We start from the raw sequence: 26778 nt of genomic DNA, 5'->3' as shown, positions 1-26778 counted from the left end.
ACATCACCCGAAAAATAGTATTTGGTTTAAATATAGCATAAGAGAATAAAGTGTTGTAGAAAACAATTAAATTAACTAAATACGCAGACTGAATTATATATTTTAGAGTGAAATACTACACTTATTTTCAAATTGTAAAAAATATAAAAATATTTATAAAAATTACAATGATTTTTAACTAATTTTATGATTGTTGTGCTAAACTAATTTCGAAAAATAAGTATTTTAAGGGGATAATTGAAATGAAATTTTGTCCGGAATGTGGAAATAAATTAATTGAAAATGCTAAATTTTGTCCGGAATGCGGATTTAAAATTGCAAGTATAAACAATAGTAGTCAAAAAATCGAAGAAGTGGATGTAGTAGAGAAGTTAAGTTCAGATGTGTATATTAAGTCATTATTAAATGAAACAAATCTAACAGATATCATGATTACACCTGATATTCCTGAAAAAGTTCTCATAAATGCATCAGTCAGTATTGCAGAAGGTATTGATCCAAATACTGTTATAGCATTAATCGATACTAGTTTATTAAATAATGGTAAATCAGGAGTAGTGTTTACTGGGGCTGAAATGTATTTAAAAACTACGTTTGATAGTGTTAAGAAAATCCCTTTTGAAAATATAATATCAGCTGAGTATGATTCTGACAGAACAATCAATAATAAGGGAAAAGTAATTGAATATCATCGAGTAATCGTTTCATATAAAAACGGTGAAGATATAGAATTTAGCTCTGAACAATTTGATAGTGATTTGCCATATAAACTTATTGCAAAGTTATTGAATGATTTTAATAAACGTGTAGATAATATTGCTTCTAAAAATCAAGTAGTGCAAATTAGTCAAATGAGTTCAGAAATATTGGAATTATATTTCAGAATTGTTATTGCATATTTAAAAGATGATGATGGCATTATTGATAGTCGGGAGTATAAAGAACTCATCAGTTTGATGACCAAAATAAAAGTTAGCAAACAATTGGCCAATGATTTAAGAAAGTATCGATTCGAAGATAAAGAAGATTTAACTATTGAAGAATTAATAGATCAACTTAAAAGTCAAACTAATAAAGATAATTTTTCAGAAGCTGCAGTAGAACAAACTTTGGCTATGGATATTATAGGAATGAATAGTGATAAATTAGACAGTATTAAGGATGACGAAGTATTAGTTAGAATGCTTAATAGATTAAATATTTCAGATAAACAACTGAAGTTTATTTTGAGAAAAATTAAAGCAGATAAAGAAATTATTGAAAGTAGAATGACAGATAGTCAAATTAAAGAGGTAAACAAAGAACTTGCTGCTGTGGCTAGTGGTGCCGGGTTAGTGGCTCTGGGACTACTTACGAGTGGTGGAACTGTTTACCTGGGAATTATAGCGGGATTTGGTGTTTATAGAGGCCTTAAATACTTCTCTGGCACAGGAGAAGCAGAGAAGTTCGGTATTAGAATGCAAACGCTTAATGACCGTATTAGTCAACTACGTATTGCTAATGCCTACATTATTGAAGATATCAATTGGTTAAGTCAAAAAATGACAGATTTTGCTTTAAAATTACGTGAATCAAACGAACTTAGTTCAGAGTTGTATAAAGAATTAGAATTAATTATAAATCAAAATCAATCATTAGCTGATGCTGGTAGTTTGATTGAGGAGGATGAAACTTATTCTGAACGTGAATTGTTATTAACTATGATTCCTGAAAGTTTAGATATAGGAAAATATAACGAATTATTAGCTAAAAATATTAATAAAGTTTATGCGGATGAAGTAATTAAAAATGTTTATTTGATAAATGGAGATTTAGATAATCAATCTGAAGCTGACGATGTCGCTTTAAGAGAGAATATCGAATTGGATGAATTAAAAGCAGTGCATACTGTTCTTGAAGATATCGGTTACTTCGATACAAAAGCATCAAGTATTGCTCAAAGTAAATCACTTGCTAAAAAAGGATTTTCAGGTTTGAAAAAATCATTGTTTAGTGGAGAAAAAGATGAGTAGACAGGGGAGAAAAGATAAAAAAGAACTAAAAGGTTTAGCAGAAAATCTGTTAGTAGATTATGAATTACGTAATCAAGCTAATGACAACCTTGATAAGTCTTTGCATAATATTGATGTTATGAAAGGGAATATTGATAATCAAATTAATATGAAAAAAGACTTATTGAATGAATTAAGAAAACGAAGATTAAATAATACTCAGTCTCAAGATTCTAATCTCACAAAATTTAATGATGAAGTGTTGAGAAATAAACTGAGAGATGGCCAAATTTATGCTTCAAAATCTATTGATTTGGTAGAAACAAAAAATGTTAAAACAATAGATATTGATAGAGATGATTTTAATTCTTACGAATATAATAGACAATTCGCATTAGAAAATAATATAGACTTAACAAGTCCATTTTTAAATTTATATAGTAAACATGAGCAGGTTGAAGTGGCTCGTAAAATGATAGAAAAATTTGACTTACTAGAACTTGAAAAAGAGGACTATGGATTCGCAGCATGTGCAGCGTTAATTGCAGGGATTGTAGATTGTGCGCTTGTAGGTACGATATCTCATAATAATCCAAGTGTATTACAGAAAAAAGTGGATGAAAAATTTTATTCAATTGTACAGAAATACTCTAATAACAGAGAATTACCAGAGTTGAAAGCGAAATTCGAAAAAGTTCAATCAAGGAAAGATGTTAGTTCAGATTATATTAAAGAGTTAGAAAATAAAATTAAAGCCATTGAAAATGGAACTCAATCAAGAAAAGATATGGTTGGTTATTTAGAAAAGAAATACAGAGTTAAATATGATGCGGTACATGATAAGTCTATAGCTGGAATGTATGTCAATAATCATCATAATGCTTCTTTAGCACATGATTTTTCACCTTTAGGTTTATTAGTTGGTATTATGGACCAGTTAACTGGGAAATCAACTTTTATTTCTGCTAAGACCGGGGAAATATCAAGAATTGCAACAAAGAATAAAAATACAGAATTACAAGGAAATATTATACAGAAAATTATTGGAGCCACTAACAATTGGTTTGGTCATTGCATGAGTGATATTGTTGGTAGTAGTGGCTCAAAAGGTAGAGGGCAAGGCTTACCCGCACCTTTTTGGCCCTATTTGCAAAAATTAAATTTCGGTAAAGTTAAACTTTCTAATAATAAAGAATTATCTATTGGACAGTTAACAGATTGGATGTTTCAAAATGGCTATGACACAAGGGCTTTTGTTGCAGAACTAATTCCTGTTATCATATTTGAAACTTTAATTAGATGCTATTGGTTTTATAAACAAAAATTCTATTATGGCAAATCATTTAAAGAGAGCCTACCTATAGCAAATAGTCGTGAGTTATCTCGCTTATTACTGGTTGGTAATGCAACTTTTACTTCAATTGATACTACACATGCAACTATTAAAGGGGTAATGAAAACTGGTGGGCATGGCGTTGATATTGGAACGTTTGTAATGACTGTAAATAAACCTGGTCTTGTTGATTTAGGATTTAGAAGTTTTCAAAATGCCCGGTTAGAACTTGAACATAAAAAACATGTTAATAAAATTATAGATGAAGACATTGTAGTAGAGTATAAGAGAGTGATGTCTTCTAGGGGTGTATTTGAGTAACATTTGCACTTTACCATTTCTTTACTCACCCCCAATAATCCATAAATATTCCTCTTGTAAGATGGTGGTGTATACACTTTTATCTTACAGGGGGATTTTTTTATGGATAAGAAGCAGTTTGGGAATAAGCGTGAGGCGTATTCGATCCGTAAATATTCAATCGGGGCGGCGTCTATTCTTGTTGGGAGTTTATTATTTATAGGTGGGGGTCAAGCGTCTGCTGCGGAAAGTCATGAGGCGAATACTTCTGAAAAGGTTTCAACTGAACAAACACAATCAACTGAGGAACAACCGAGTCATGAAGCCTCAACGCAACGTGTGGAACAACCACAAAACAAAGTGATAGCAACACAAGAAATTCAAACTAAGGAAGACGCATCTACTGAACAAGTACCGTCTCAAGAAGCGGATACAGATGGAAATAAAGCGATACATAATAAGAATCAAAATAGTAATCAAACAGAACAAGTAACTAAAGAAACGACACAACAAAGTAAATCATCTAACGATGTAACAACATCTCAAACACCAACTACACAAGAACAACCTAAAACAGAACAATCACAAACCCAAGAACAACCTCAACATGAAACCAAAAAAGCATCATCACAAAACAACACACAAGAAGCACCTACACAAGAAACTAAAAAATCAACACAACCAGCGACTAATTTCAGACAAACAGAAAAACGTCATACGACACAACAATCTAACCAAAATGCACATTCTGATGTATCTCAATCCAACGTGACATCGACTGAAAAAGTACGAAACTCAAATGTAGCACGTACGAACGCACACCCTTTTTCAAAAGAAACGCAAATGAATAAAGTAACGGCTACAGAAGCGCGTGATGTCACAGTTGCGGATGTTCCTAAATCACAACTGACGCATATGTCTCCGCAACAAAAGCAAGTGCTCTTCAATGCGTTACAACGTGATGCGAACGCGCAAGATCAACAACCGAAAGCAATCCTTTCTACAACACCTGAATGGACATCGGCACAACGTACAAAGAATGCGTCTCGCACTGGTCAAGATCAATTGAACATCACGCATACAGGACGTTATACAAGTGGTGCGGATTTCGATAAGGGTGGAACTGAAATTGTGAAATACAATCCAAAGAATGGCTATGCGTATTCGGTAAATGGTGATAAGGAAGCGTTGGATATTATTGATGTGAAGCATCCTGGAAAGGATGGCGCAATTCATTTAGTGAAGCGTATTTACCTGCAAGATAATGGGATTGAAGCGGGTGACTTAACGAGTGTGACGGTACATCCGAGTGGAGCGTATGTAGCTGTGTCGGCGCCAGCAGTGGATAAGACGAAGCCCGGGCATGTTGTATTTTATGATTCAAATGGTGAATATATCAATAACGTGACGGTCGGCAGTCTACCAGATATGGTCACTTTTTCAAAAGATGGCAAATATTTATTGGTCGCTAATGAAGGGGAACCAAGTGACGATTATACCGTCAACCCACCAGGTTCTGTGTCAGTGATTGATGTGGCGAATGGTCCTGAAAATGTAACTGCGAATGACGTGCGTACGGCAATGTTCACGAAAGAACATCAAGAAGGTATTCGAGCTTTAGGACCTAATGCGGAAGATGCTTATTTGAATATTGAACCAGAATATATTGCGGTTGATAGTCAAAGTAAATATGCCTATGTCACGTTACAAGAAGTGAGTGCTATCGCGAAGATTGATATTGCGAAAGGAAACATTGTCCAAGTGAAAGGGTTACCGTATAAAGACCATTCACTTGCCCAAAATGCGATGGATGTATCTGATGAAGATGGTAAATCAGAGTTGCGACGTGTACCAGTATTAGGACTGTTACAACCAGATGGCATCGATACGTATGACTACAATGGTGAAACCTATTTATTGATCGCAAATGAAGGTGATTCTCAAGATTATGAGGGTTATTCTGAGGAAAAACGTGTGAAGAAATTGAAAGATGATATTCAATTGGATGCACGTTATTATCAAGGCTACACGCAAGCAGAACTAGATGAAATGGTGAAAAATGGCTTATTTGATGATGAGCAATTGGGTCGTTTGAAAGTTACGACGTCACATGCATTTAAAGATGCAAATGGTAAATACAATGCGCTTGTATCATACGGTGGACGTTCATTCTCAATCTTAAGAGCGTCAGACTTAGAAATGATTTATGACAGTGGCAATGATATTGAGCAACGCGTTTTAGACTTATTGCCTGAGAGATTCAATGCCAATTATGAATCAGCTGATGACATTAAAGTAGATGACAGAAGTGATGATAAAGGTCCAGAAGCTGAAAATGTGGTAGTTGGTAAAGTAGGCAGTCATTCATATGCCTTTGTCGGTTTAGAACGTGTGGGTGGTATTATGATTTATGATATTACAAACCCTAATGAACCGTATTTTGTGAAATATTTATATGACCCAGATAATAAAGATATTTCACCTGAGGGCATCACGTTTGAAAGTGCTGAAGACAGTCCAAATGGTAAACCAATGTTGATTGCATCATTTGAGTTATCTGGCACAACATCCGCTTGGGAATTAGAGGATTTAACAGGTGATCAAGAAAGTGATGATGGAGAAGATAGTGATAACCCGGGAAATACTAACGGGGCGTCTAAAGATGATTCAGATAACCCTACCTCTGAAAATGAAGCACCCAATACTAATCATGGTGTAGATAATGACGAACAACCTAATAACGGAAACGATACTTCAAGTAACGAAGAAGGCAATCATGCTTCTGATAATAATAATGGAAATGATGAGGGCTTAGAACCACCTTATGAAGTCGGTGGTGACATTTATGAAGATGATAGTGACGCGATTATCTCAAATCAAGAAGATAACAATGCACAGGCACATAAAGAAGTAGAGAGTAAAGATTCTTCTCACAATATGAATCATAGTGTCCATAACAATCATCAAGAAGAAAGCTATAATCAACAAACAACAAAATCTAACAATCATAACTTGAGTGTGATAAGTACTCAATCTCCAAGTCATCATGAAGTGATAACTCATCATGCAAGTGAAGTATCTGATAAGGTAACCCATTCAAATACTTCGAGTGACAACGTAACAAAGGTACTACCAAAGTCAGGTCAAACTGATACAAACACAACATTATGGTCAGTACTTTTAGGAGGCCTAGGCCTTGCATTAATTAAAAAACGCAAAACGTCAAAATCTGAGAAATAATGCTTCAGAGAGTGAGGCTGGGACATAAATAATATAATGAAGCTATTTTGCAAATTCGCAGTAGCTGACTGAACTGAGAAGGCGCTTAAATCAAGCTTTTCTCAGTTCTAGTCATCCTTGCGGGGGTGGGACGACGAATTCAAAAGAATTCTGTCCCTCTCCCATTTTTCACACAACAAAAGCACTTATAGCATTGGGAGAACTATAAGTGCTTCAACGGCCATATTGGCGTTTTGGGAAAATATAAAAATTGGGTTTTTAATAAAATGTACGTATGGATACATTTTATTGGCATGGGATTACTAGTAATTCATAAATGTACTCAATAATTTAAAGAAGTTTGAGTAATTCAAACTAAATTGAAAAGAAAAGAGCATGTAATTGATCACGTAAAGAACATTACGAATGCAATTAGTCTCCCAAAACAAATACATAAATCATGTATCTACTTTTGATAAATACCCATTCAATTTAAAATAAAACTCTTTTTACAAACAAAAAGGATAAAAATATTAATTTTATTGAAGATAAAGATATTATCTTTAAGCGTGCCATGCTATATACGATTTCTAAGTTTTTCCATTACAAAACGATACAATTAAATGCGATTTACGTATATATGATTTTGCATAGTATTTATTTTGCTTTTTACATAAAAAATAATAAATTCCGTGGAATATAATTTGTTTTTTTAGTAAAATAGTCACTAAACGAGGATAAAAGATAACTTTAGGGGTTTAAAATAGTTAACTTATATTCTCTTTTTTTATTATCTATAAGGGGATGGAAAAATATTATGGATTTACTTATTGGTACGTTATTCTTAATTTTAGTTCTTATTATTTTTACATTATTTACGTATAAAGCGCCCAATGGTATGCGTGCGATGGGAGCACTAGCAAATGCGGCGATTGCAACGTTCTTAGTCGAAGCATTCAACAAGTATGTAGGCGGAGAAGTCTTTGGCATCAAGTTTCTTGAAGAGTTAGGAGATGCTGCGGGAGGCCTTGGTGGCGTTGCTGCAGCAGGATTAACTGCACTTGCGATTGGTGTGTCTCCAGTCTATGCACTAGTGATTGGTGCTGCCTGTGGTGGTATGGATCTCCTACCAGGTTTCTTCGCAGGTTATCTGATTGGTTACGTTATGAAATACACAGAGAAATATGTTCCAGACGGTGTCGATTTAATTGGTTCGGTTGTGATACTTGCGCCACTTGCAAGATTAATTGCAGCTGGTTTAACACCAGTCGTTAATAATACACTCTTGAAAATTGGTGACATTATTCAAAGCAGTACAGACACGAATCCAATCTTTATGGGTATCGTTCTCGGAGGTATCATTACAGTTGTTGGTACAGCGCCATTAAGTTCAATGGCATTAACCGCATTACTCGGATTAACAGGTATACCGATGGCAATCGGGGCAATGGCTGCATTTAGTTCAGCATTTATGAACGGAACATTATTCCACCGTTTAAAACTAGGTGACCGTAAATCAACAATCTCAGTAAGTATTGAACCGTTATCTCAAGCAGATATTGTATCAGCTAACCCAATTCCAATTTACATAACCAACTTCTTCGGTGGTGCTGCAGCAGGTCTAATTATCGCATTATCTGGTATGGTTAATGATGCGACAGGTACAGCGACACCGATTGCAGGTTTCCTTGTCATGTTTGGCTTTAATAATCCAATGACAGTCGTTATATACGGTGTAGTGATGGCTATCGTTGGTGGACTTGCAGGTTGGATTGGTTCACTCGTATTTAAGAAATACCCAATTGTTACTAAACAGGACATGATTAATCGAGGCGCTAAAGACGCATAATATCAAAATAAACCTTCTTTGTACCATTGTGACAAAGAAGTTTTTTTAGTATATAAATTTAAAAAATGGAACAAGTATTGCCAATGAGAAACGAATTACTAAATAAGTTTAATAATACTATTTTATGTGTAATAATAAAAATATAAAAATTGGAGTAATCTCTTTCATTATAACGCTATAAAATGTAAAAATATCTAAAATCATGTTATTGTAAACATTTTGTCAATTATACATAAATAATTTATAAACTTATTTAAAAAGTGTTGTATTATATTTTGTTATCGCTTACAATACATGTGAAAGATATCACAAAGGAGTTGTACAAGATGCAAAATTTAAGAAATAGAAGTTTTTTAACACTATTAGACTTTTCACAAAAAGAGGTTGAGTTTTTACTAAATCTATCTGAGGATTTAAAACGAGCGAAATACGCTGGTATAGAACAACAAAAGCTTAAAGGTAAAAACATCGCTTTGATCTTTGAAAAAGACTCTACGCGTACACGTTGTGCGTTTGAAACTGCAGCATATGATCAAGGCGCTCACGTGACATATCTTGGACCAACTGGAAGCCAAATGGGTAAAAAAGAATCTGCTAAAGATACTGCTCGTGTATTAGGTGGTATGTATGATGGAATCGAATACCGTGGCTTCTCACAACGTACTGTTGAAGAATTAGCGAAATATTCAGGTGTGCCTGTGTGGAACGGCTTAACAGATGAAGATCATCCTACTCAAGTACTTGCTGACTTCTTAACAGCAAAAGAAGTATTGAAAAAACCATACCACGAAATTAACTTCACATATGTTGGAGACGGACGTAACAACGTTGCAAATGCATTAATGCAAGGTGCAGCAATTATGGGAATGACTTTCCACTTAGTTTGCCCTAAAGAATTAAATCCAACAGATGAATTATTAAATCGTTGTAAAGAAATCGCAGCTAAAAATGGTGGCGAAATCTTAGTAACTGATAACATCGATGAAGGTGTTAAAGGTTCAGACGTTATCTACACAGACGTTTGGGTATCAATGGGTGAACCTGATGAAGTTTGGGAAAAACGTATTAAATTATTAGAACCATATCGTGTAACTAAAGAAATGATGGAAAAAACTGGTAACCCACGTGCAATTTTCGAACACTGCTTACCATCATTCCACGATACTGAAACTAAAATTGGTAAAGAAATTCAAGAAAAATATGGCTTAACTGAAATGGAAGTTGCTGACGAAGTCTTTGAAAGTGAACAATCTGTTGTCTTCCAAGAAGCAGAAAACAGAGCACACACTATTAAAGCTGTGATGGTTGCAACTTTAGGAGAATAATCGAAGGGAGATCTACCTATGTCTAAAATCGTAGTGGCTTTAGGTGGTAACGCTTTAGGACAATCACCTGAAGAGCAATTAGAATTAGTTAAAGGAACAGCTAAATCATTAGTTAGCTTAATCCAAAAAGGTTATGAAGTTGTAATCAGTCATGGTAATGGCCCACAAGTCGGCAGTATTAATTTAGGATTAAATTACGCAGCTGAAAATGGCCAAGGACCAGCGTTCCCATTCCCAGAATGTGGCGCAATGAGTCAAGCTTACATTGGCTATCAACTACAAGAAAGTTTATTAAATGAACTTCATGAATTAGGTATCGATAAACAAGTTGTTACATTAGTAACCCAAGTAGAAGTTGCTGGTGATGACCAAGCATTCGATAATCCAACAAAACCAATTGGTCTATTCTATACTAAAGAACAAGCGGATCAAACAATGCAAGAAAAAGGTTATCAATTTGTAGAAGACTCAGGACGTGGCTATCGTCGAGTTGTACCTTCTCCAATGCCAATCAACATTGTAGAATTAGATAGCATTGAAACATTGATTAAACACGGCACACTCGTTATTGCAGCTGGTGGTGGCGGTATCCCAGTTGTTAAAGAAGAAGGTAACTACAAAGGCGTCGATGCTGTTATCGATAAAGATAAAACAAGTGCTTTATTAGCAGCACACTTAAAATCAGATCAATTAATTATCTTAACAGCAGTAGACTATGTTTACATTAACTATGGTAAAGATAATCAAGAAGCTTTAGGTGAAGTAACAGTAGATGAAATGAATAAACACATTGCTGACGGTCAATTTGCAAAAGGCAGTATGTTACCTAAAGTAGAAGCAGCATTACAATTCATCGAGAAAAATCCAGAAGGTAGTGTATTAATCACATCTCTTGAAGACTTAGGAGATGCCTTAGATGGTAAGATTGGTACATTAATTAAAAAGTAATGTTATGTGAATGACTTTTGACATGGTTATAAAATAACACTCAATACATTTTAATAAATAAGTTAAACCTGGGCTTAATGTATATGATTTACATACTAAGCTCAGGTTTTTTAGTGGTCATTTAATTATTAAAAATCCCCTCACTAAATAGCGTAGTGAAGGGAATGAGGTTTATCAAATGTGATTTAGTTGTTAGTAACATTCAAAATGTGACTTAAAATTGCTCTGCTACAATTAACTCAATATAAATGCCACAAATTCTTCTACGCTAAGATTGCCAAAGTAGAAGGTCAAATCAATGTCATTCAAACGTTCAATTAAATCTGCTTTGACCATGCGTGTCCCAATTAAATGTGCTTCAACATCGTGAATGTTGCCTTGACCAAAGAAATCGCCATAAATACGACAAGCGGCAATACGGTTATGTTCAATTGATAGGGAAATATCAATTGTGCCACAACTAAAGCGCTCATTTCGATTGTATTCGTATCGTGGTGAACGGCCATAGTTCCATTCCCAATTATCATACTTTTCAGCGACTAATTGATCGATGCCAGCCCAATCTTCATCAGTTAATTCATAGCGTTTAGCATCTTTAATGTCATCAATGCCCATAATTTGCGTAATCATCAGATCTTTAAATTCGTGAATAGTGATGTCTTGATATTTAGGATCTAATGCATCACGAATTTGACCGACACGGGCACGTACAGATTTAATACCTTTAGATTCAATCTTCTTACGGTTTGGTTTCAACACATTGACCATGGCGTCATAATCAACATCTAATAATAATGAATAGCCACCATAAATACGATCATTCAATAATGTCATCGCAGCGCCTGAAATTTTCTTGTCATTTAAAGCAAGGTCATTTCGACCACTTTGAATGACGTCAGTGGCACCTAAATTGTGTAGTGCTTGAATGGCCGGACGATAGAAGCGTTGGAAATCTCCGTATATGGATGTATCTTGTTCTAAAATACAACATACGTTGACGGCACCATCATCCACGTAAACTGCGCCACCGCCTGTATCACGGCGCACCACTTTAATATGATGCGCATCGACATAATCTTGATTAATTTCTACTGCAGTATTCTGGAAGCGACCGATTTCTACTTTCGGTTGGCAATAATATGGAAGTAATATATCTTCATCTAAAAAGATGTGGTTATTAACATATACTTGCATCGCCAAGTTAACGGCGCCATCATCGATATATTTACCATTACGAATAGGTTCTATTAAATACATGTTCTCGTCTCCTAAGTTGTTAATTGTCTTTGTGCATGAATGATTAACGACGCAATATCTTCAGTAAGATGAATCGTTCTATCTTGGATTGATTTAGGGATGCGATATGCTTTCTTATTTAACGTCATAAACACAGCATTTGGATTTTGGCGTGTCATACGTTGGAACGGATGTTTCACAAATTGTGGTGTCGTATAACCAATACCGATTTCAAGATATAACACTTTGCCATCTTTATGCGTGTCTAGAAAATGGTTGTAGCGATCTAGTTGTGCATGGAAGTCCGCATCTTCAACCATCCCTACTTGTGCTTTACGTTTATTAATTTCCATAGGCGCATCACATTTAGGGCAATGTGGAATCAGTTCATATGGAATTTTCATGTCTTCTTGTTGGGCTACCATTTCGCGAATTGCATCATCGTCACGATACGTTTGTGCATGACAGTGTTGGCTACATTGCCAGAGAATGTATTCTCCTTGAATATGGAACACTTTGTCTAAATCATAATCTGCGACGAGAAAGGCATTATCTGCATTTGTCGTAATGATATGATAATCCTTTTGCTGAAGCATCTGTTTAAGTGCCACGTAAGAAGGACCTACAGGTTGATCTAAGTAGTTTAATTTCACGAAACGACTTTCAAATGCCCAATACTCCTGCCAACTTTCAAATGGATGCAGACTCGCTTGTAGCATATCGAAGAAGTTATATTTCTCGATAAAATCAGGGAAATTCTGCGTAAAGCGTTCACCAATATAAGTGAAGCCGTCTGATGCAGACATCCCCGCACCTATACCTACAACAATGGCATCTGCTTCATCAATCGCTTGTGCTAAAATATCCGTTTGATTAGCGTCTGCTTGTTGCGCCTTATCAAGTGCAATCCAGTTCTGTTTCTGTGTTATGTTATCTGTTGTTGTCATTGAAAGCCTCCTTATAAAGTGCTAAATCTCTGTCTGTGAATACGTTAAAGAGTACTTTCATCTTTGAGCCAGTTTCATGCAAATAGTCGCGTGTGGTTTGAATTGCTATGCGACTCGCTTCATCTTGAGGGAATCCAAAGACACCTGTTGAAATACAACAGAATGCTAGGTGCTTTAAGCCATGTTCGTCGGCGAGTGCCAGACAACTTCGATAACAACGTGCGAGCAAATCTTTATTCATCTGTGACACAGGTTGTTTATGAATTTGAGGCCCGACTGTATGAATAACATATGTCGCTGGTAGATTATAAGCAGAGGTAATCTTTGCTTTCCCCACACCTTCTTTACGGCCTTGTTGCGCAATAATATCAGCGCAATCAAGACGTAACTGTACACCAGCTTTAGTGTGAATGATATTATCGATGCAATCATGATTCGCTTGCATACATCCTAAGAATCGGCTGTTCGCTGCGTTGACGATACCGTCAATAGCAAGTGTTGTGATGTCGCCTTGCCATACATATAGTGACGCATCTGAAATAGGTGTTAAATCATCGATATGTGTGATGTCTTGTTGGTTGTTCAATGTAGATAAAAAGGCATCTTGTATCTCTAAGTACTCAGAACTTACAGGCTCAGGTGGACGAACATTGGCCAAACCACGATACAATTCCCACTGTTCTATGTCAGTCTCAGGGAGGTCTAAAGGTTTGTCACCATATTGTTCTTTCCACATGGCTTCAATTAGATAAGCTAAACGTTCTTGTTGATTCACTGCATTTAGTCCTCATCTGGATCTGGTAATGCGTCGTATGCTGCTTCATCTACATTTTCTAATTTAACTAACCAATTTTCTTCTGGTTTTTCTGAATTTAAAATGGCTGGTTCATCTTCTGCTTTCGTATTACGTTCGACGATTTTACCTGCAAGTGGAGATTGCACATCTAATACAGTTTTAGATGCTTCGATGCTGACGATTTCATCATTAACATTAACATCGTCTGCACCCATAAATTCGACATAACCTACAGTACCTACATCATCTTGTAATTCAGGTGTCATACGATAAATATATTGGTTACCTACTTTTTCTACATATAAATAATTAGCTAATTTAGCCATTACATATCATCCTTTCTTTCTTTATAAATACGCTTGTGCTATGCGTTCGATTGTACGACATCGTTGGTCGATGCCTGGTAATAGTGGTACAACTAAGACTTCATCCGCCTTAAATTCTTGGATCATTGCATCCAAGCGGGGTTTCACTTGTGCTATTGTTCCAGCTAGAATTCGTGAGCGGTGTTGAGCGATAATGCGTTTATCACGGTCACTTAATTTATATTGTCTAGCTGTTTCAATAGAAGGGAAGCGGTCAAACTCAGCAAATTGTTGTTTGCCTAATAACCAAACGTCAAGTGCATGTAATAAGTCTTGCGCCTCTTCTTCAGTATCCGTAACGATGACAAACGTGGTTAACATGACTGTGGGTGACATGTTTAACGCAGTCGGTTGAAAATGTTCGCGATACGTTTCGACGGACGCTTTAGCTGCATCAATCTTATCTTGGCTTGGTAATAAGAATGTCCCTAATGTGTAGCCCATGCCTTGTGTAGCAGCTAATTTAGCTGAACGTTGACTTGCGCTTAAGAGCCACATATCAGGATGACGAGATAGCTGAGGTTGACTAATGACCTGTCCTACGCGTTGGGCTTCTGGTGCTTGCGTCAAGTAATGGCGAATATCTTCAATACTTTGTGCATAATCAAGATAATCACGTTTGTCCTCGTCCATTGCGCGTTTAACCACCGATGTACCTGGATTATTGCCGATACCCAAGTCAACCCGACCAGGGTGGAGTGCCTCTAACATCTTGAAATTTTCGGCCACTTTAAACGGGCTATAGTGCGGTAACATGACCCCGCCAGACCCCAATTTAATGCGTTTCGTTTCCCCTAACAAATGCATCATTAAGAGTTCAGGACTACCACTCGCAAACGCTGGTACATCATGATGTTCCGTTAACCAGAAACGTTTATAACCAAGTTCGTCAGCGCGTTTAGCAAGTCTTGTTGTATCTTGTAATGCTTGTGTCGCATCCTTACCTTCATCAATCATGGCATAATCTAATATATTGAAATCCACTTGGTGCTCATCTCCAAAGCTTAATTGTTTAGTCCCTTATTATAATACCCACCACCATTTTAACGTGTTTAAAGAATTTTTGTAGTAATTTAGTTTATACGTCACACAAATGTTCTACTGGTATTTTCTTTTCCCGAAAAGGGGCCAAAAAATCGTTCACAAACAAGTCGATTGTGTATTGTCATAAAGCATGATACTTTGAAAATAATACAAAAATGAACGAAAGAGGATGTCATAAAATGTCGAAGTACGCACCATTGCTAGAACCCATTACATTATCTAATGGCATTACATTAGCCAATCGATTTGTCCTTTCGCCAATGACGACGAACTCATCTACGAAAGAAGGACATATCACAGAAGAAGATTTACGTTATGCGAAACGACGCGCAAGTTCAGCAGGATTGCAAGTAACCGGCGCAGCATATATTGAGCCATATGGACAATTGTTTGAATACGGCTTTAATATCTCTGATGATGCTTGTATTTCTGGTCTTAGAAAAGTTGCGCAAGCGATGAAACAAGATGGCAATAAAGCGATTATTCAACTTGCGCATGCTGGAAGATTCTCAAATACTGCAATTATGAATTATGGAGAAGTGTATGGCCCCAGTCCAATGACCTTGCATTCACCAATTAAACATAACGTATTAGAGATGTCAGTTGATAAAATTCATGAAGTTACACAACAATATGCAGATGCGACATCTCGTGCGATCCAAGCGGGCTTTGATGGTGTTGAGATTTCAGTCGCACAACGTTTAATATTACAAACATTCTTCTCAACATTCTCTAATCAACGTCATGACCAGTATGGTGTTGATTCATTAGAGAATCGAGCACGCTTTGGCTTAGAGGTCATGCAAGCAGTACAGAAAGTGATTGATGATGAAGCACCAAGTGATTTCATCTTCGGCTATAGAGCAACACCTGAAGAAACTAGAGGTAGTGACTTAGGCTATACCGTCGATGAATTTAATCAACATATCGATTGGGTTATGGACGTTGCCAATATTCATTATCTGGCTATCGCAAGTTGGGGGCGTAATATTTATCAGAATAAGACACGTACACCTGGCGCACATTATGGACGACGCGTTAATCAAGTCGTATATGAACATTTAAATGGTCGTATACCACTCATTGCAAGCGGCGGAATTAATTCACCTGAGACGGCACTAGATGCTTTAAGTAACGCTGATATGGTTGGTATGTCTTCACCATTTGTCACAGAACCAGATTTCGTGCGTAAATTGGCAGAAGGACGTGAAGACGCCATTGATTTACATGTACATCCAGATGAGTTAGATGAGCTAGCCATTCCACATGCAGCATTCAAAGACATTGTTCAAATGATGGATTATGGCGAAGGCCTGCAGAAGAAAACACGTGATGAATTGCGTAAATTAGAGAAAAATTATGATGAAGAGTAGGACGCAAGGCATAAAACGAATGTGTTAAAAGATTTTGTTGCATTGCCCTACAATGATGAATAGAACAAGAATATGTTGATATAGGTTGGGATGTTTTAATACGTTCCAGCCTTTTGTTTTGTTTAATTTCCGGCTAAATATTTAATTTTTTACGTCGTTAATGTAAACTTATTTATATATAAAGTTTACTTTTAGGGTTTAGCGGGATTTTTTAAGGATAAGGGGTTTAACAACATGACATTAAATTTGGCAGAACGTATTTTAAATCAAGATGTTTTAAGTAAAGAAGAGGCGTTAGCATTATTTGAAGATGAAGCGATAGATACGTTTGAATTATTAAATGAAGCGTATGTTCTTCGTAAACACTTTTTCGGGAAAAAAGTGAAATTAAATATGATACTTAATGCGAAAAGTGGCATTTGTTCAGAAGACTGTGGTTATTGTGGTCAATCTGTGAAAATGAAAGACAAACAGCGGTACGCCTTAGTGGAACCAGAAAAAATTAAAGCAGGTGCACAAGTAGCGACAGATAACCATATTGGTACATACTGTATCGTGATGAGTGGGCGTGGTCCTACAAATAGAGAGGTTGATCACATTTGCGACACAGTAGAAGAAATTAAAGCGTTACACCCACAACTTAAAATTTGTGCTTGCTTAGGACTAACGAATGAAGCACAAGCGGAGAAGTTAAAAGAAGCGGGCGTGGATCGCTATAATCATAATTTAAATACAAGTGAACGTTATCATAGCGAGGTTGTAACGACACATACATATGAAGATCGTGTACGTACGGTTGAAATCATGAAAGCGAATCAAATCTCGCCGTGTTCAGGTGTGATTTGTGGCATGGGTGAGACCAACGAGGACATTATCGATATGGCGTTTGCGTTGAAAGATATTGACGCTGATAGTATTCCAATTAATTTCTTACACCCAATTAAAGGAACAAAATTCGGCGGACTCGATTTATTATCGCCAATGAAATGTTTAAGAATTATCGCGATGTTTAGAATTATTAATCCATCTAAAGAAATTCGTATTGCCGGTGGTCGAGAAGTGAATTTACGATCACTCCAAGCCATCGCATTAAAGGCAGCCAATTCCATCTTTGTAGGTGATTATTTGATTACAGGCGGACAACCAAACGAACTCGACTATCAAATGATTGAAGATTTAGGATTTGAGATTGATGGGTAGTTTAGAATACGTTTGAAATTTGCTACGATAGAAGAGAAGAACATTTAGAAAAGGATGAAATAACATGTCATCTAAACAATCATCATTTGGAGATAAACGTTGGCATAACATTTTACTTATTGTAGTAGGCATATTGGCATTCTGTATATTCCATTTTGTAATGGGTGTTAATGTGGCATATGCATTAATGTTTCTATATGGGCCACTTATCATAGGGATTGTTAATTTAGGAAAGATTAGAGAAAAAGAAAATAATAATGACTGAATCATAGACATAAACCACACGTTTTGAATTTTAAGGTAAAAAAACGTGTGGTTTTTAACATTAAAACACAAAATCATTAATATTCAAAAATAGTATTGAAGATACCTAAAAATAATAATTGATGTTGCGCCATAGTGGGATCTAATAACTCAAAATATACTTGCTTATTTGGTTCTCTTATTAACTTCCAACTTGCTATTGTAGTGCCGGTATCTTCGTTTACAATCGTGCTCCATCCAAAAAAATCATATCTTAGAGTATAAAGTTCATCGTTAAAATAAAAATAAGGATAGTCTGTTTTCTCGGGAAATAATTTTTGGTGGATGGTTATATCATGCGTTACTTGCGGTTCCGATTCAAAATAATTAACGATATAATTTTTGGTGATAAATGGAAATTTGCGACGCCCTTTGAATACTAAGCGTTGTTCATTGTCAAAAATACGCCATCTTGCTTTGAAAAAAAGACGCATATCCTCAATGAATAGATATTCATAGCCATATACTTCAAAACGTTTAATGGTTCCTAACTGTTTGTTAGGATCGTCTACATCAACAATGTTTTTTAATTTTGGTGATAAGACATGCCCAATTTTATGTGTATACATACTGCGCACCTACTTTTAAAGAATTACAAGAAGTATCATTTATTTTAAACATAAACAATTTGTATATTTCATGCAAGAGGAGAAAGAAAAAGATATAGCTTATTGGTGGAGATCATATGAAATGAATTTTTTCGATTACTCAAATTTATAGAAGGCCGAAACAAGTTTACCTTTATCAGTAACTTTATATTGAAATATTTTAAAGCCACAATCTTCACAATAAAATTTATCTAGTTTGAAATGATCGTACCAGTCAACGCAAACATGTTTCAATGCAGTTTTTTTATAAATATCATAAGCTATTGAGAATGCATATTTTAAAATTGTTTTCCCTGAAACTAAACCTTTATATTGGTCGTTTCTAGCGAGTTTCGTAATTAATAAAGATGGAAATTCATTGTTTTTCATAGCATCAGAAGAAATTTTCTTTTTAATATTTTTACTTACATTAATTTCAAATTTTATGATGACTATTTTTAAACAAAAATATCCGATGAGTTCTGAAGTATCGGAATCAATTATTAAATACGTGCGGATTGAATTTTGTTTATTTAAAGAAAGAGCTTTGTCTTGCAAGTAAGATGCAATAGAAGGGTTTGAAGAAGTTTTAAATTTACTTATATTTCGTCGGATAAGTTTGAGAAGAAATTCATCTTCCATCTCATAGTTAGTAAGTTCAAAGATATTACAAAGTTGATGGTTTATCTTTTTCATTTTCTACTAGTTTTTTAAATGGATTTGGTTGTGGTGTATCTTCTTCAAGTCGGTTATGAAAAGGCTTAAACTTTGCAGTTGCAAATATGATAGCTTCTTCTTCAGTTAAAGTATATGAACTTCTTTCTTCAGGAATCATAGTATCATCTCCTTTTGTTATAATATAATGTTTTTATAAATTATAATACGCATTGAAATATTTGGCAATAGAAAAGATATGTAAGTAAAAGTCTTTATTTGTTCAATAGTATTGACTAAGGCAGAGATAAATATAAAGGAATAAAGAACAAAAAAGGAGGGAAACAGAATTCACTGTTTCTCTCCTTAATATAGTTACATCAATCCTATCAATTTCATCCATAGTGAGCCTAAACCGAGCCAGATGACAAAGTACACAACGCCTAAAACAAGGTTCATCAGCCACCAACGTTTCTGAGTGACATAACCAGCGGCATAAAGGATAGGTGCTGGACCGCTACTGTAGTGTGTTGTAGAGGCCATTAAATTTCCAAAGAAGCCAAGCATTAATGCACTGAATAATGGTGGTGCACCTGCGGCAACGGCTACGCCAAGCAATGCAGCGTACATGGCACTGACGTGAGCGGTTGAACTGGCAAATAGGTAATGTGAATAGAAGTAAAAGATAATGAGTATGACAAGAACGACTGGCCAACTGAGTACACCTAAGCTTGTTGCGATAGTATGGCTTAACCATGGAATAAAGCCTAATTGATTGAGTTGATCTGCCATCATAACTAGCACTGAGAACCAAACTAATGTATTCCAAGCACCCGTTTCATTTAAGATATCTTTCCAATCTAATACACCTGTGATAAGCAATAAAGATAATGCAATAAATGCAGTTAATGTTGCATCTACACCAATAAAGCTGCCGATGACCCAGAGTAGTAAGGCGATGATAAATACACCAATCATAAATTTTTCAGCTTTAGCAATTGAACCCATTGCTGCTAATTCATTTTCAGCCCAATGTTTCGCATCCGGTGTCTCTTTCACTGTTGGCGGATAGAGTTTATAAATAATGTAAGGTATGACAATCAGTGACACAATTCCAGGTACAACTCCTGCTAAGAACCAGTTCATCCAAGTTAAGTGAACATGCGCGGTTTTCTCTGCTAAATTTTGAGCGAGTGGATTACCGGCCATTGCTGTTAAGAACATGGCTGCAGTAATAAGATTGCCGTGAAATTCGGTAAAGATTAAAAATGAGCCCACCTTACGTTCGGTGCCTTGTTTTGGGTCAGAACCAAATGATTTAGATAGGGACTGAATGATTGGGAACATAATACCACCAGCACGGGCAGTATTACTAGGTGTTGCTGGCGCCAATATTAAATCTACACCGACGAGTGAGTATGCCAGACCAAGTGTCTTTTTACCAAATAGTCTTACAAACTGAAGTGCGATACGTCGACCTAGTCCAGTCTTAACAAACCCTCTAGAGATAAAGAATGCCATTGCAATCAACCAAATACTTGGATTACCGAAGCCTTGAACCGCTGTCTTAGTATCGATAACGCCAACTAATATAGTTAACGTGAATCCTATAATTGATACGGCACCAATCGTCATCGGTTGGGTGATACAACCGATAATGGTACCTACGAATATAGCAAACATAAGCCATGCATCCAGACTGAGTGATTCGGGTCTGAAGGGGGCAAGCACAGCGATAAGTATGCCGATGACAAGGGGTAATATGAATTTCTTATATTTAACAGAGTGATTCATCTCGAAACCTTCTTTCCAACTTTCGAACATTTTCATACATAGAATAGACTTATTTTTAAGTAATGTACAGCGTGTTTTTGCATTTTGTTGAGAATGATTATCAATGAAATATTAAGTTAAAAAAACGCATAGGCTATCGAATTTTAGATGTGTATGGGATAAAATGTTATTCAAAGAAAGGGGATGACATCATGTTAACTATAGGGACGTTGATCGCGAAAGATGATACATGGATATTGTGGGCAATTATTATTGTTTGGGCGACAGTCAGTATTGTCTTAGAACAAAAGTATCAATGGGCGAGCACGATTTCAGGAACTATTATAGCCTTGGTAGGTGCGATGGTATTATCTAATTTTAAAGTGATTCCAACTGAATCACCGGTGTATGATACGGTATGGGATTATGCCGTACCTATTTCAATTCCTTTATTATTGTTCAGTTCGAACATTTTAAAGATTTGGAAAGAAAGTCGTCGATTATTATATATTTTCTTAATTGCGTCTGTTGGGACATTAATGGGAACCACAGTAGGATTTATTGTGCTTCATCAATGGATTCCATACTTAGCTAAGATTGGCGCGATGATGACAGGTAGCTATATCGGCGGTGGTGTAAACTTTGCAGCTTTAAGTACCAAATTTAAAACACCAAGTGATATGATTTCATCTACAGTTGTAGCGGATAATAGTGTGATGGCGCTTTACTTTATGTTATTAATTGCTATACCGTCATTGCCTATTATAAAGAAATGGTTCAAGACGGATTACCAAACGGCGTCAACACCAGAAACGCAACAATCCTATTGGAAACCGAAGCAAATTCAACTATTAGATATTGCACTTTCAGTGGCGATTGCAGTCGCATTAGTCGCTATTAGTTTTAAATTATCTGAGGTAATTCAACATGTGATACCGCAGTCTAATGTTCTACTAACTATCCTTGTTTCTTTCTTTGGAGATCAGTATTTGTTATTGACGACACTGACGTTATTAGCGGTGGCTATTTGGGGAGATTTCTTTGATAAATTAGCCGGTTCTTCAGAAATTGGGACGTTCATTATTTATATATTCTTTGTCGTTATCGGAACGCCGGCTTCATTTATGATGATTATAAAAACGGCGCCATTGTTATTTGTCTTTGTGATGATTATTTTAATTTTCAATTTAGGTTTAAGTTTAATTGTAGGGAAATTATTTAACTTCAAGATTGAAGAAATATTGTTAGCGAGTAATGCGACAGCAGGTGGTCCAACGACGGCAGCAGCATTAGCAATTAGTAAAGGATGGCAAGGGCTTGTTGGTCCAATATTAATTATAGGCACATTAGGTTATGTCATTGGGAACTATGCCGGGACACTTATGTATCAACTGTTAATACACATTGGATAAGCATACATAAAAGGAGATATCTCAGCAAAACGTTTAGCTGAATATCTCCTTTTTAAATTTAATCATTTAATTCGCTATCTTTAATATCTGTAATAAACATGTGTCCGGGTGAGTGTGTAATCATTAACTCAGGTTTGGCATCAAGCGCAACGGACTGTGGTGTCACGCCACACCCCCAGAAGACAGGGACTTCATTTGGTTTGATCGTGACAGCCTCTCCATAATCAGGCTTATTAATATCCGTGATACCCAGTTCTTCTGGTGTGCCAATATGGATTGGCGTGCCATGGACATTCTTAAAGTGTGATGTGATTTCAGTTGCTTTAATCGCTTGTGTCATTGTCATTGGACGCATGCTCACTGTAATATTACCTTTAAAATAGCCACTTGATTCGGCAGGAATATGCGTACGATACATTGGGACGTTATGACCTTCTTCAATGTGTCGAACAGGTAAGCCAGCTTCCAACATGGCATGTTCGAAGGTGAAACTACAACCAATTAGAAAGCTAACCATATCTTCGGTATACAACTCTGTGATATCATCGACTTCTTTAATCAACTGGCCATGTTCATAAATGCGGTATTTCGGAACGTCAGTGCGAATATCTGCGTTACGTCCATAATATGGAAACGAATGTGCACCAACTTCCGAGACATCTAATAGTGGACACGTCTTAGGATTTCTAAAACAAAATTTTAAAAAATCATAAGCGTATTTCGATGGCAATATGACTACATTTGCTTGAATGTAGCCCTCAGCCATACCACTTGTGTGACCGACAAGTTCTCCTTTACGAATCAATTGGCGCAAGACTTCAGGTGATGCTTGTTTGTAATTCATGTTAAATCCCCCTTGTTTCCCCTTTATAATTGAAAGTGCATATTACTACAATATTTTAAAATTACACATATGACAAGAAAGAAGATACAGTTTATTTATTGAAATAGTTATAGACTAAAGTGATAGAACTATTAACAAATAATGGTAATAAACAATATAAACTAACGACGATCCAATTATCACTTACACGATAAATGACAAAAAACAATATAAACAAAAATATACTTATGATTAGCCCAATGAGTGGTAATAAATGATAGTACTGGTCCATATGATTATGATTGTTTCTCATTATGATCCGCCTTTTCATTAGACTCACTAAGCTGTTCACGTTGTTCCAATGGGATAGAATAGTCTTTGTCATCATTGATATAAGACATTTGGAAGTGCTTCGTATGTTCTCTACGGAGTGCGCGCATAATTGAGAGCGTCATTAATAATAGAATGATAGAGAACGGTAATCCTGTTACAACAGAGGCAGTTTGTAAGCTTGTTAACCCACCTGCAATCGTCATTGCTACCGAGATTGCACCAATGAGTAATCCCCAAACCACTTTGTGCTTAACCTTAGGATTCTCACTACCTCCCGTTGCCATGCCAGCAACAATATGTGTCGTTGAGTCGGCACTTGTCACTATGAGTAAGAATATTAAGACGACGGCAAGAATGCTCGTTATATCAGCCAATGGGAATTTAGATAATAATTCAAATAATGCAACGGTGTAATCTTTATCAACTAATTGCGCAATATTATCGCCACCCATTGCAACTTTCACTGCCATACCACCAAAGCCAGCAATCCATACAAATGAAATGAGTGGCGGTACGATTAAGACACACATAATAAACTCACGAATGGTGCGTCCACGAGATACACGCGCAACGAAACCACCGATAAATGGTGACCATGAGATAACCCATGCCCAGTAAAAGACAGTCCATTGTTGAATCCATGCATTATTACCAGAATAGGGATTGATACGCAAACTATATTCAACAAAATGTCTGATATAATCGCCAATGGCTAACGTGTAGGATTCAAAGATGAATTTTAAATCCCCAACAATCAGCATAAATAATAATAAGATTGCACCTAAAATAATATTGATGTTGCTTAGCCATTTCACGCCACGATTTAATCCAGTTACCGCAGAACCTAAGAATATACACACCATGAGTACTGTGATAGCTATTTTTGTAACGTTATTGTTGGGTACATGAAAGACATGGTTAAGACCACCACTAATTTGCATAATTCCAAGACCGATAGAAGTGGCGATACCCATGACTGTAGCTATAATTGCTAAGATATCAATGATATTTCGAAATGGACGTTTATAAGCTTGTCCGAAGACAGGTTCCATTGCTGTAGAAATTAACCCGTCTCGCTTTTTACGAAATTGAAAATACGCCACGATCAGTCCCGCCATGGCGAATATAGACCATTGTGAAATGCCCCAATGGAAGAAAGTGTAACCCATAGCTACACGAGCAGATTCTGCCGATGCATTCGGCACGTCTTTTGGAAAAGGTGAATGGAGATAATGTGTGAGTGGTTCAGCAACACCCCAGAATACGATACCAACACCAAGTCCAGCCGAAAATAACATACCTAACCATGATAAGAATGAAAATTCTGGTTCTTCATCATCACGCCCTAATTTGAAGCGACCATAACGAGAAATTGCTAAAGAGATTAAAAAGATGTCTAAAATGAATATGATAAGTAAAAATAACCAACCAAATGAATTAGAAATAAAGTCATAAATATGCTGTGCATGATTTCCAAAAGCTTTAGGAAAGAAGCCAGCCATTGCAGTTATAAGTATAATGATGGCTACGGATACCGTGTATACTAAATAATTGTTTTTCTGTCGCTTGTCATTCATTGTTCAATTAAGTCATCCTTTATAATTTATTTATTTTGAGTATACCGATAATAGTAAATATTTTCAAAATTCAAATTTTATGAAATATAACGATTCATAAGTCATACTGCGCTATTTTGAAAACTTTTTCCAAAAGAGAAATTTGGCTAAATACTATCTAATGAAATGCTATAATTGAGATGAAAATTTGAAGAATTCAATAGAAAAGAAGGTATATCATGTCGACAAACTATGTCATTACGAACGGTAAAATTTACACAGAACAACAAGTTATTGAAAATGGATATCTTGTCGTAGAAGATGGCAAAATCAGTGATATTCAGCAAGGAACGTATACTGGCGAATTAGAACAAATAGATGTGAAAGGTCAAAATGTATTGCCTGGGTTCATTGATATTCATATTCATGGCGGCTATGGTGAGGATGCCATGGATGCGTCTTACGATGGTTTGAAACATTTGGCAGAACAATTGTTATCAGAGGGCACAACTACATTCTTAGCAACAACGATGACACAATCGGATGCCAACATTGAAAAAGCATTGAAAAATATCGTGGCATATCAAGCAGATCAACAACAAGGAGAAGCAGCGGAAGTAGGCGGCATTCATTTAGAAGGACCATTTATTTCAGAACATAAAGTTGGTGCACAAAATCCTAAATATGTGCAACGTCCATCAGCGTCGAAAATTCAACATTTCCAAGATGTGGCTAATCATCAAATCAAAATTATTACATTTGCACCAGAAGTTGAAGGTGCCCATGATACGCTTAATCAATTACATGATGATATTATCTTCTCAATGGGGCATACGGTAGCCACTTTTGATGAAGCGAATGAAGCGGTGGAACATGGTGCTAAGCACGTCACACATCTATATAATGCAGCTACACCATTCGAACATCGCAATCCTGGTGTCTTTGGTGCAGCGTGGACGAATGATCAATTAAATACTGAAATTATTGTGGATGGTATTCATTCACATCCGGCTGCTGTGCATATTGCATATAAGCAAAAAGGAAATGAACATATGTATCTCATTACTGATGCTATGCGTGCGAAAGGCATGGAAGATGGGGAATATGATTTGGGTGGACAGAACGTTATCGTTAAAGGTAAAGAAGCCCGCCTAGCAAGTGGTGCCTTAGCAGGTAGTATTCTTAAAATGAATGATGGTTTGCATAATTTAATTCATTATACACACGATTCATTAGAAAATTTATGGCGTGTGACAAGCTTGAATCAAGCGATTGCATTGAACATCGATGCGCATAAAGGTAGCTTAGCAATCGGCAAAGATGCGGATATCGTAGTGGTAGATGATACGATTCGTATTGACAAAACAATCAAATCGGGCGTTGTACATCAATATTAAAAAATGTATTCAAT

The 26778-nt window shown here is 36.1% G+C and carries 22 protein-coding genes; 11 read left to right on the top strand and 11 right to left on the bottom strand.

Annotated elements, in window-relative coordinates; all coding sequences use genetic code 11:
• Window positions 1-242 precede the first annotated feature (242 nt).
• The 6 genes from AK212_RS07470 to arcC all read left to right on the top strand — a co-directional run bounded on the left by AK212_RS07470 (window position 243) and on the right by arcC (window position 10965).
• Window positions 243-2012: a zinc-ribbon domain-containing protein gene (locus tag AK212_RS07470; protein ID WP_053030086.1), complete on the top strand. Its 1770-nt coding sequence runs from the start codon at window positions 243-245 to the stop codon at window positions 2010-2012.
• A complete protein-coding gene (locus AK212_RS07465) occupies window positions 2005-3645 on the top strand; it encodes a hypothetical protein (RefSeq protein ID WP_053030085.1) in 1641 nt (546 codons plus the stop codon). Before AK212_RS07470 ends, AK212_RS07465 begins: the two co-directional genes overlap by 8 nt.
• Before the next feature lie 102 nt (window positions 3646-3747).
• Window positions 3748-6864 carry a choice-of-anchor I family protein gene (locus AK212_RS07460; protein ID WP_053030084.1) on the top strand — a complete coding sequence of 1039 codons (3117 nt, stop codon included), beginning with the start codon at window positions 3748-3750 and terminating at the stop codon, window positions 6862-6864.
• A gap of 796 nt (window positions 6865-7660) precedes the next feature.
• Complete coding sequence (locus AK212_RS07455) at window positions 7661-8692, top strand: PTS sugar transporter subunit IIC (RefSeq protein WP_053030083.1); 1032 nt, start codon at window positions 7661-7663, stop codon at window positions 8690-8692.
• Between the two features lie 326 nt (window positions 8693-9018).
• Window positions 9019-10017, top strand: a complete 999-nt coding sequence (argF, locus tag AK212_RS07450; RefSeq protein ID WP_053030082.1) for an ornithine carbamoyltransferase — start codon at window positions 9019-9021, stop codon at window positions 10015-10017.
• Window positions 10018-10035: 18 nt separating this feature from the next.
• Window positions 10036-10965 carry a carbamate kinase gene (gene arcC, locus AK212_RS07445; RefSeq protein ID WP_053030081.1) on the top strand — a complete coding sequence of 310 codons (930 nt, stop codon included), beginning with the start codon at window positions 10036-10038 and terminating at the stop codon, window positions 10963-10965.
• A 234-nt stretch (window positions 10966-11199) separates the two neighbouring features.
• Here arcC and lplA read toward each other — a convergent pair whose 3' ends face one another.
• From lplA to AK212_RS07420, 5 genes are read right to left on the bottom strand one after another with little or no spacing between them, the layout of a single operon-like run.
• Window positions 11200-12222: a lipoate--protein ligase gene (gene lplA, locus AK212_RS07440; protein ID WP_053030080.1), complete on the bottom strand. Its 1023-nt coding sequence runs from the start codon at window positions 12220-12222 to the stop codon at window positions 11200-11202.
• Window positions 12223-12233: 11 nt separating this feature from the next.
• Entirely contained in the window at window positions 12234-13148 is a 915-nt protein-coding gene (locus AK212_RS07435) for an SIR2 family NAD-dependent protein deacylase (protein WP_053030079.1), read from the bottom strand.
• A complete protein-coding gene (locus AK212_RS07430) occupies window positions 13132-13884 on the bottom strand; it encodes a protein-ADP-ribose hydrolase (protein WP_053030218.1) in 753 nt (250 codons plus the stop codon). The genes AK212_RS07435 and AK212_RS07430 overlap by 17 nt, the downstream gene beginning before the upstream one ends.
• A gap of 44 nt (window positions 13885-13928) precedes the next feature.
• Window positions 13929-14270, bottom strand: coding sequence for a glycine cleavage system H family protein (locus tag AK212_RS07425; protein WP_053030078.1), 342 nt, complete (start codon window positions 14268-14270; stop codon window positions 13929-13931).
• 21 nt (window positions 14271-14291) lie between these two features.
• Window positions 14292-15293, bottom strand: coding sequence for an LLM class flavin-dependent oxidoreductase (locus tag AK212_RS07420; RefSeq protein ID WP_080365538.1), 1002 nt, complete (start codon window positions 15291-15293; stop codon window positions 14292-14294).
• Window positions 15294-15532: 239 nt separating this feature from the next.
• On the opposite strand from AK212_RS07420, the gene AK212_RS07415 reads away from it, so the two are divergent.
• The 3 genes from AK212_RS07415 to AK212_RS07405 all read left to right on the top strand — a co-directional run bounded on the left by AK212_RS07415 (window position 15533) and on the right by AK212_RS07405 (window position 18191).
• Window positions 15533-16726, top strand: a complete 1194-nt coding sequence (locus AK212_RS07415; RefSeq protein WP_053030077.1) for an NADH-dependent flavin oxidoreductase — start codon at window positions 15533-15535, stop codon at window positions 16724-16726.
• Between the two features lie 234 nt (window positions 16727-16960).
• Window positions 16961-17926 (top strand): biotin synthase BioB, encoded by a 966-nt coding sequence (bioB, locus tag AK212_RS07410; RefSeq protein ID WP_053030076.1) that lies wholly within the window; start codon window positions 16961-16963, stop codon window positions 17924-17926.
• Between the two features lie 64 nt (window positions 17927-17990).
• Window positions 17991-18191, top strand: a complete 201-nt coding sequence (locus AK212_RS07405) for a hypothetical protein (protein WP_053030075.1) — start codon at window positions 17991-17993, stop codon at window positions 18189-18191.
• Between the two features lie 76 nt (window positions 18192-18267).
• Here AK212_RS07405 and AK212_RS07400 read toward each other — a convergent pair whose 3' ends face one another.
• The 4 genes from AK212_RS07400 to AK212_RS07390 form a co-directional block, all read right to left on the bottom strand.
• Window positions 18268-18798: a tubby C-terminal domain-like protein gene (locus tag AK212_RS07400; RefSeq protein WP_053030074.1), complete on the bottom strand. Its 531-nt coding sequence runs from the start codon at window positions 18796-18798 to the stop codon at window positions 18268-18270.
• Window positions 18799-18933: 135 nt separating this feature from the next.
• Window positions 18934-19512 carry a hypothetical protein gene (locus AK212_RS13825; RefSeq protein ID WP_053030073.1) on the bottom strand — a complete coding sequence of 193 codons (579 nt, stop codon included), beginning with the start codon at window positions 19510-19512 and terminating at the stop codon, window positions 18934-18936.
• Window positions 19484-19651, bottom strand: a complete 168-nt coding sequence (locus AK212_RS13640) for a hypothetical protein (protein ID WP_174841330.1) — start codon at window positions 19649-19651, stop codon at window positions 19484-19486. The genes AK212_RS13825 and AK212_RS13640 overlap by 29 nt, the downstream gene beginning before the upstream one ends.
• Before the next feature lie 194 nt (window positions 19652-19845).
• Window positions 19846-21264 carry an anion permease gene (locus tag AK212_RS07390; RefSeq protein ID WP_053030072.1) on the bottom strand — a complete coding sequence of 473 codons (1419 nt, stop codon included), beginning with the start codon at window positions 21262-21264 and terminating at the stop codon, window positions 19846-19848.
• 191 nt (window positions 21265-21455) lie between these two features.
• Here AK212_RS07390 and AK212_RS07385 point away from each other — a divergent pair, with 191 nt between their 5' ends.
• Window positions 21456-22655: a DUF819 family protein gene (locus AK212_RS07385; protein ID WP_053030071.1), complete on the top strand. Its 1200-nt coding sequence runs from the start codon at window positions 21456-21458 to the stop codon at window positions 22653-22655.
• A 58-nt stretch (window positions 22656-22713) separates the two neighbouring features.
• Here the strand turns inward: AK212_RS07385 and AK212_RS07380 are convergent, their stop codons facing one another.
• Together AK212_RS07380 and AK212_RS07375 are read right to left on the bottom strand one after the other, a co-directional pair.
• Complete coding sequence (locus AK212_RS07380; RefSeq protein WP_053030070.1) at window positions 22714-23499, bottom strand: putative hydro-lyase; 786 nt, start codon at window positions 23497-23499, stop codon at window positions 22714-22716.
• Between the two features lie 275 nt (window positions 23500-23774).
• Window positions 23775-25388: a BCCT family transporter gene (locus AK212_RS07375; protein ID WP_053030069.1), complete on the bottom strand. Its 1614-nt coding sequence runs from the start codon at window positions 25386-25388 to the stop codon at window positions 23775-23777.
• Between the two features lie 218 nt (window positions 25389-25606).
• Here AK212_RS07375 and nagA point away from each other — a divergent pair, with 218 nt between their 5' ends.
• Window positions 25607-26764 carry an N-acetylglucosamine-6-phosphate deacetylase gene (gene nagA / locus AK212_RS07370; RefSeq protein ID WP_053030068.1) on the top strand — a complete coding sequence of 386 codons (1158 nt, stop codon included), beginning with the start codon at window positions 25607-25609 and terminating at the stop codon, window positions 26762-26764.
• Window positions 26765-26778 lie beyond the last annotated feature (14 nt).

Origin of the sequence: Staphylococcus borealis (assembly GCF_001224225.1) — a bacterium.
GTDB lineage: Bacteria > Bacillota > Bacilli > Staphylococcales > Staphylococcaceae > Staphylococcus > Staphylococcus borealis.
The sequence above is the reverse complement of the archived record's forward strand: the minus strand, read 5'-3'. Positions and strand labels throughout refer to the sequence as shown.

Coding starts and splice junctions, on each gene's coding strand:
- AK212_RS07470 (WP_053030086.1), top strand. CDS start 243: ATGAAATTTTGTCCGGAATGTGGAAATAAATTAATTGAAAATGCTAAA.
- AK212_RS07465 (WP_053030085.1), top strand. CDS start 2,005: ATGAGTAGACAGGGGAGAAAAGATAAAAAAGAACTAAAAGGTTTAGCA.
- AK212_RS07460 (WP_053030084.1), top strand. CDS start 3,748: ATGGATAAGAAGCAGTTTGGGAATAAGCGTGAGGCGTATTCGATCCGT.
- AK212_RS07455 (WP_053030083.1), top strand. CDS start 7,661: ATGGATTTACTTATTGGTACGTTATTCTTAATTTTAGTTCTTATTATT.
- argF (WP_053030082.1), top strand. CDS start 9,019: ATGCAAAATTTAAGAAATAGAAGTTTTTTAACACTATTAGACTTTTCA.
- arcC (WP_053030081.1), top strand. CDS start 10,036: ATGTCTAAAATCGTAGTGGCTTTAGGTGGTAACGCTTTAGGACAATCA.
- lplA (WP_053030080.1), bottom strand. CDS start 12,222: ATGTATTTAATAGAACCTATTCGTAATGGTAAATATATCGATGATGGC.
- AK212_RS07435 (WP_053030079.1), bottom strand. CDS start 13,148: ATGACAACAACAGATAACATAACACAGAAACAGAACTGGATTGCACTT.
- AK212_RS07430 (WP_053030218.1), bottom strand. CDS start 13,884: ATGTGGAAAGAACAATATGGTGACAAACCTTTAGACCTCCCTGAGACT.
- AK212_RS07425 (WP_053030078.1), bottom strand. CDS start 14,270: ATGGCTAAATTAGCTAATTATTTATATGTAGAAAAAGTAGGTAACCAA.
- AK212_RS07415 (WP_053030077.1), top strand. CDS start 15,533: ATGTCGAAGTACGCACCATTGCTAGAACCCATTACATTATCTAATGGC.
- bioB (WP_053030076.1), top strand. CDS start 16,961: ATGACATTAAATTTGGCAGAACGTATTTTAAATCAAGATGTTTTAAGT.
- AK212_RS07405 (WP_053030075.1), top strand. CDS start 17,991: ATGTCATCTAAACAATCATCATTTGGAGATAAACGTTGGCATAACATT.
- AK212_RS07400 (WP_053030074.1), bottom strand. CDS start 18,798: ATGTATACACATAAAATTGGGCATGTCTTATCACCAAAATTAAAAAAC.
- AK212_RS13825 (WP_053030073.1), bottom strand. CDS start 19,512: ATGAAAAAGATAAACCATCAACTTTGTAATATCTTTGAACTTACTAAC.
- AK212_RS13640 (WP_174841330.1), bottom strand. CDS start 19,651: ATGATTCCTGAAGAAAGAAGTTCATATACTTTAACTGAAGAAGAAGCT.
- AK212_RS07390 (WP_053030072.1), bottom strand. CDS start 21,264: ATGAATCACTCTGTTAAATATAAGAAATTCATATTACCCCTTGTCATC.
- AK212_RS07385 (WP_053030071.1), top strand. CDS start 21,456: ATGTTAACTATAGGGACGTTGATCGCGAAAGATGATACATGGATATTG.
- AK212_RS07380 (WP_053030070.1), bottom strand. CDS start 23,499: ATGAATTACAAACAAGCATCACCTGAAGTCTTGCGCCAATTGATTCGT.
- AK212_RS07375 (WP_053030069.1), bottom strand. CDS start 25,388: ATGAATGACAAGCGACAGAAAAACAATTATTTAGTATACACGGTATCC.
- nagA (WP_053030068.1), top strand. CDS start 25,607: ATGTCGACAAACTATGTCATTACGAACGGTAAAATTTACACAGAACAA.